This is a genomic window from Microcoleus sp. BM001215392 (genome assembly GCF_036700185.1).
Taxonomy (GTDB): domain Bacteria; phylum Cyanobacteriota; class Cyanobacteriia; order Cyanobacteriales; family Microcoleaceae; genus Microcoleus.
Genome location: NZ_JAUBOJ010000485.1, coordinates 1 through 4,759 on the forward strand (window position 1 = coordinate 1; position 4,759 = coordinate 4,759).

The 4,759-nt window shown below is 37.6% G+C and carries 7 protein-coding genes; 2 read left to right on the forward strand and 5 right to left on the reverse strand.

What is annotated here, in order from left to right:
* On the forward strand, nt 1–276 hold a 276-nt coding region (locus QT974_RS31170), incomplete at its 5' end, for a XisI protein (protein WP_333472246.1).
* A gap of 155 nt (nt 277–431) precedes the next feature.
* On the opposite strand, the gene QT974_RS31175 is transcribed toward QT974_RS31170, so the two are convergent.
* From QT974_RS31175 to QT974_RS31195, 5 genes are all read right to left on the reverse strand, one after another.
* Nucleotides 432–1,364 (reverse strand): vWA domain-containing protein, encoded by a 933-nt coding sequence (locus QT974_RS31175; RefSeq protein ID WP_333472247.1) that lies wholly within the window; start codon nt 1,362–1,364, stop codon nt 432–434.
* 195 nt (nt 1,365–1,559) lie between these two features.
* Nucleotides 1,560–1,781, reverse strand: coding sequence for a hypothetical protein (locus tag QT974_RS31180; RefSeq protein WP_333472248.1), 222 nt, complete (start codon nt 1,779–1,781; stop codon nt 1,560–1,562).
* Between the two features lie 55 nt (nt 1,782–1,836).
* Nucleotides 1,837–2,259: a hypothetical protein gene (locus QT974_RS31185; RefSeq protein ID WP_333472249.1), complete on the reverse strand. Its 423-nt coding sequence runs from the start codon at nt 2,257–2,259 to the stop codon at nt 1,837–1,839.
* A gap of 298 nt (nt 2,260–2,557) precedes the next feature.
* Entirely contained in the window at nt 2,558–3,289 is a 732-nt protein-coding gene (locus tag QT974_RS31190) for a hypothetical protein (protein WP_333472250.1), read from the reverse strand.
* Between the two features lie 66 nt (nt 3,290–3,355).
* Nucleotides 3,356–4,030, reverse strand: coding sequence for a hypothetical protein (locus QT974_RS31195; protein WP_333472251.1), 675 nt, complete (start codon nt 4,028–4,030; stop codon nt 3,356–3,358).
* Nucleotides 4,031–4,178: 148 nt separating this feature from the next.
* Here QT974_RS31195 and QT974_RS31200 point away from each other — a divergent pair.
* The coding region (locus tag QT974_RS31200) for a hypothetical protein (RefSeq protein WP_333472252.1) at nt 4,179–4,759 on the forward strand (581 nt) is incomplete at its 3' end.

A 4,759-nucleotide genomic window follows, 5' to 3' on the forward strand; every position in this document is an offset into this window, starting at 1 on the left:
ACAATTTTTGATGTGGAAAATGACCGCTATATGTTAATCAATATAGGTTGGTTTAACGAGCAACGCATTCACCATTGCGTGATTCATATTGATATTATTGACTGTCAGGTGTGGATTCAAGCAAATAATACCGATCGCCTGATTGCAGAAGAGTTAGTCGCAGCGGGAGTTCCGGCTAAATCAATTGTTTTGGGGCTTCAACCGCCTGATGTTAGACCTTATACTGCTTATGGAGTTCCTTGTAGGGAGCAGCAGCGAGAATCTTTGAAAGTATGATGGAGTGGAAGGGATTTGCATTGGAGGGCGATTTCCTACGGGATAGCTTCGCACGCGCGTACTTCAAAAACTTTTAAAGCAGGTGATGGGAGAAGGTTGTAGAAAAGTGAGGGTGAGAAGGTGCGATCACTTATAAAAAACTTGAATCTTCTAATTCAGTGACGCATAGTAAAAAATAAAAGCATTAGCATTGCTAATGCCAAGTTGATAATAAATATGGGTAGAGAAATATACTGCCACAGAAAAGCAGCTATTATTGATGCGGGTAAAATGTGTATCAAAATCATCAGATTATATTGGAATAGTGTAGCTCTTTTCTGAGTAACATCTAGCCAAGTATTAAACATTTGAGCAACCAAACCTCCTAGCACGTCTTGACTGCTATTTTTAAGGGATAATTTTACAAATAACAAATACAAACCGTGAACAGCTAATGAAAGTAGGGAAATTTTGAGTCCCACTTCTGGAAGCTGAGCAATTATTCTATAGACTGCCGGAAATGTACTATTGGGTAATTGTGTCGCAGGTTTGTTAGGTATCGGAGTAGAACTAGCTGGCAGTTGTGTTGTCGGTTTATTAAGATTGAGAGGCAAGCTATATTTTGCTTGTCCAAGCTTATCATTCTTAACCTTATACAGCTTAAATTCTCGAAGGTTATTGAACAACTCGTTTGATATATTTTCTCCTGATTTTCTTAATGATGGACATTTGTCTGGGCTGTCAAATCCATCTGTAATTATAACTAAATTAGTTGCCAAATAGTTGGTTTTTGTTAACTGGAAAGCCACCTGATGTCCAATTTTTACTGCTGAATATAAACAGGTTGTTTCATTTCCTTTGGGTCTAGGTATTTTGTCAATTGTCTGCAAAAATGATTGTCGATCATTTTCTGTTTCTATTTCGATCTGCTTTTGAAAATTTGTTGTCTCGTTAAATGAATAAATACTAACTATACTGTTTTTTTGAGGATACTTAGTAACGATATATTTGAGAGTTGCTCTTACCTCTTCAAATATGTCCTCGCCCTTAATTACGATATCACCCTGTTTACCTTGACCTCCTACCATTGAGCCTGATGTATCAAGCATAAATACCCAGTTAGAAGGAGAGCTAGGTGTCTGGTTATCTTGAGCCTGTACTGAAAAAAATAGCGCACAGAAGAAAATAAAAAAACACAAGAAGCTACAGAGTAAGCCCCTTCTATAAAAAATCCAAGTTAAGTTTTTATGGCGTCTCAACATTTAGAACTGTGTAAATTTATGAGTTGAAATCCTACTGGTCATCTAAAGTAGCCACTTGTAGGGAGAATTATCATCAGCCTCTATGCGAGTTCGAGCTGTCAGTTTTTCCATTCTCCCTCTCAAATTCAATTCATAAACAGTCTTGTCTACGTCTGAGTAAACTTGACTTAAAGTTCTTGTAATTGAACTTGCGGGGGAATGTAAAGGATTAGTTAGTTCGTTATTATTCAACCGAACAGGCTTATTATCTTTAGGCTCTGACATTATTGTTGACCTCCAATAATTCAAACAAATGAATTCTCAAACTGAATATACTTAACTAGGATTTAAAAAATTCGACATCTTTAAACATTTTAGAATCAATAGGCTGACCCAGCAGTTTTTCCAACTGATTTGTTAAATCTTGATTCATGGCAGCCATTACCTTTTGTTTGACTTCAGGTGTCCAGTTAGATGTTGCAGTTCTATTTATATACTCGGCGAAAACTTTACCAGTAATCTCATACTTATCCAATCGCGCTCTCATATTGCACTCATGAAGTGTTACTTCAACTACTGTAAATGTATCCTTAACTGTAAAAGTGATGGCTTTGACAGTTCCTTTACGAGCATTATCAGCTAATACCACAACGCCTTCTACAAGCCGACTTACAAAAATTTCACCAGCATCTACGATTTGAACAAGATTGCCACTTCGATCGCGCACCTCTACAGGTATATCAATGCCTTTACCAAGTTTCATGTCCTAATCCCTCGTAGTAGTTGAGAAAACAATCAAAAACAATAAAATTCCGTTAAGAATCAAAATAGCCTGAAAAAGGCTTTGCCATATCAATACTGTTATCAAAGAGGCTGGAAATAAGTGGATAAGCAATATCAGCTTATATTGCCGATCTGTATTAGTTTTTTGGTAAACATCGAACCAATCATTTAAAAGTTTTGCAATTAACCCTCCTGGAATATCTAAGGAACTTTTTTGGATGGCTATTTTTGCAATAAGTAGATACAGGAAATGACAAACAATAGCTGCGATCGATATTTTAATGATTGCTTCTGCTAGGGTTAACCACACTACTGACAGACCTCCTGATTCTTTGACCTAAACAGCCTAAATAATTTATGACTCTCTTACCTTCGTATTTCTTTGTTTTTACTCCATTTCTATGTATTGTTTCACTAGGAATTTGTGGATCTTCGAGATGGAGTTGAAGTTCCTCCTCAACAATCTCATTGCTAGGTAGGACTTTGTAATTATGGCCCACCGTTATTGAATTAAATTTTTCTAAAAGCTCTTCCAAAATTTGTTCAGCAACTTTATATCTTTGAGTTTCACCTCTATTTTTTAGTTCGGCTTTAAACTTATTCCATAGGTTATTTTCTATGATTTTTAGTTCTTCTGCGAGAGCCTTCAGATTTTCTTGATTGTGTTCTTGGGCAAACTGTACCATGAAATGGTCAATAGCTTTTCTCAATTCATTCTTTACATTTGTATCAGAGTATAAACGATACCAGAATTTTTCTAATTCCTGAGTCATTCTGACTTTATAGTCTTTAACATAGGCTTCAATGAGTGGCTTTTGAGTTGATGCTAGTGATGAATCCCTTAAAGCACGGTCTAAATACTCAGTGTAAACAGAAGCAGTTTTCTTGAGTCTTTCAAGTTCTTCTATGGATATCAGTCGCTGATCTAGTAGAGTTCTTGTCTTAGAGTCTAGCTCTTGGCTGAAGGAATTTAGTTCATCTCTAATTTGGTTAAAGAAGTCAGCTTGCATGATTTGTTTTACCTGCTATGCTAGAAATTACTGGAAAAGTTGATTCAGTAAAGTTTTGCAGAAAATCTACCACCAGCTACCTCCATCGCCACCGCCAGAGTCAGAACCGCCACCAGAGTCACTACCGCCGCCATAGTCAGAACCTCCATCGCCGCCGTCAGAGTCAGAACCACCGCCATAGTCACTGCTATAATCACTACTGGAGTCAGAACCACCGCCATAGTCACTGCCATAATCACTACTGGAGTCACTACCGCCGTCATAGTCACTGCCATAATCACTACTGGAGTCATAATCACTACTGGAGTTATAGGAGTTATAGCTAGTAGTGGAGTCATAGTCGGTACTGGTATTGACCCTACAATCTTCAGTAGATCCAGACCATCCAAATATTGACCATCCACCAGATGATTCCTCTACAGATGACGCAGGCGTGTAGTATTCAGAATCAGATTCATCATCATCATTCCCGCCACCGCCAAATAAGCCAAAAATGGAACCGTTATCGTCATTTTTGTTCTCTGGTCTTTGTATATCCTTTATGTTATTGTAGGCTTTTAAATTATCTTCTTCTCTGCAACTCAAAAAATCAGATTCTTCACCCCATGCCCGCTCACATGGTTGTTCTGGAGGGTGATGATTTAGAGTATTGTCAACCAAACCCAATGCACCAGTAACAACAATTACCATTTCTGTGATAGCTGCTGTACAGTCATTAAAAAAATCACCTATTTCATCCATAAATGTCGCTTTGGTTGAGCTTTTCTCTACTATAATGCCTATGGTTCAGGTTGAACAGCGATCGAAAGGTATTAAAAGTGATCAAAAGCGATCAGATCCTTCTGCAAGTGCTAGAATATAGAAAAAATATTTTAAGGAGAATTGACCCATGACTGCTGATGAAGCTCTAGCGCTCGTGGAAACAGTTCTAGATGGCAAACGGTTGAACGACGTGCAAGAGCTAATCTTCAAGCAATGTTGGGAAGGACGACAGTCTTATAAAGAAATTGCTCGAATCTACAGTTATGATGATGAATATATCAAGTACATTGCTGGAAAATTATGGAAGTTGCTATCAAAAGCTTTTGATGATAATGTCAAAAGAAATAATCTGAAATCAGTAGTAAATGGATACTTGCGGCGACATCAAGTGAACTCACAGCGAAATCAGTTAATGGGAATTAACCTGAGTGGAGCAGACTTAAGTGGCTCAATACTATGCTTTGCAAACAACTTAAACGGAGCCAATTCATCTCCAGCTAATTTAGACAATGTAATCAATCCTGATAATAAGACAGAATCAGATTTAGGCGATGAAAAGATACAAGATGAAAATGGAAACAACGAAGGAATTGAGTCTAAATCAGAAGAACGCCTTTATCAGTGGAATGATTTGCGTTTTCACAGCCAAGAAAAAGTAAAAATAGCCGAAGCGCTCGATCGCACAAACACCCTCTTTTTCCCCAACTC

Excerpts from the sequence above, each read along its gene's own strand:
- QT974_RS31185 (WP_333472249.1), bottom strand. The coding sequence starts at position 2,259 with ATGAAACTTGGTAAAGGCATTGATATACCTGTAGAGGTGCGCGATCGA.
- QT974_RS31195 (WP_333472251.1), bottom strand. The coding sequence starts at position 4,030 with ATGGATGAAATAGGTGATTTTTTTAATGACTGTACAGCAGCTATCACA.
- QT974_RS31180 (WP_333472248.1), bottom strand. The coding sequence starts at position 1,781 with ATGTCAGAGCCTAAAGATAATAAGCCTGTTCGGTTGAATAATAACGAA.
- QT974_RS31175 (WP_333472247.1), bottom strand. The coding sequence starts at position 1,364 with ATGCTTGATACATCAGGCTCAATGGTAGGAGGTCAAGGTAAACAGGGT.
- QT974_RS31190 (WP_333472250.1), bottom strand. The coding sequence starts at position 3,289 with ATGCAAGCTGACTTCTTTAACCAAATTAGAGATGAACTAAATTCCTTC.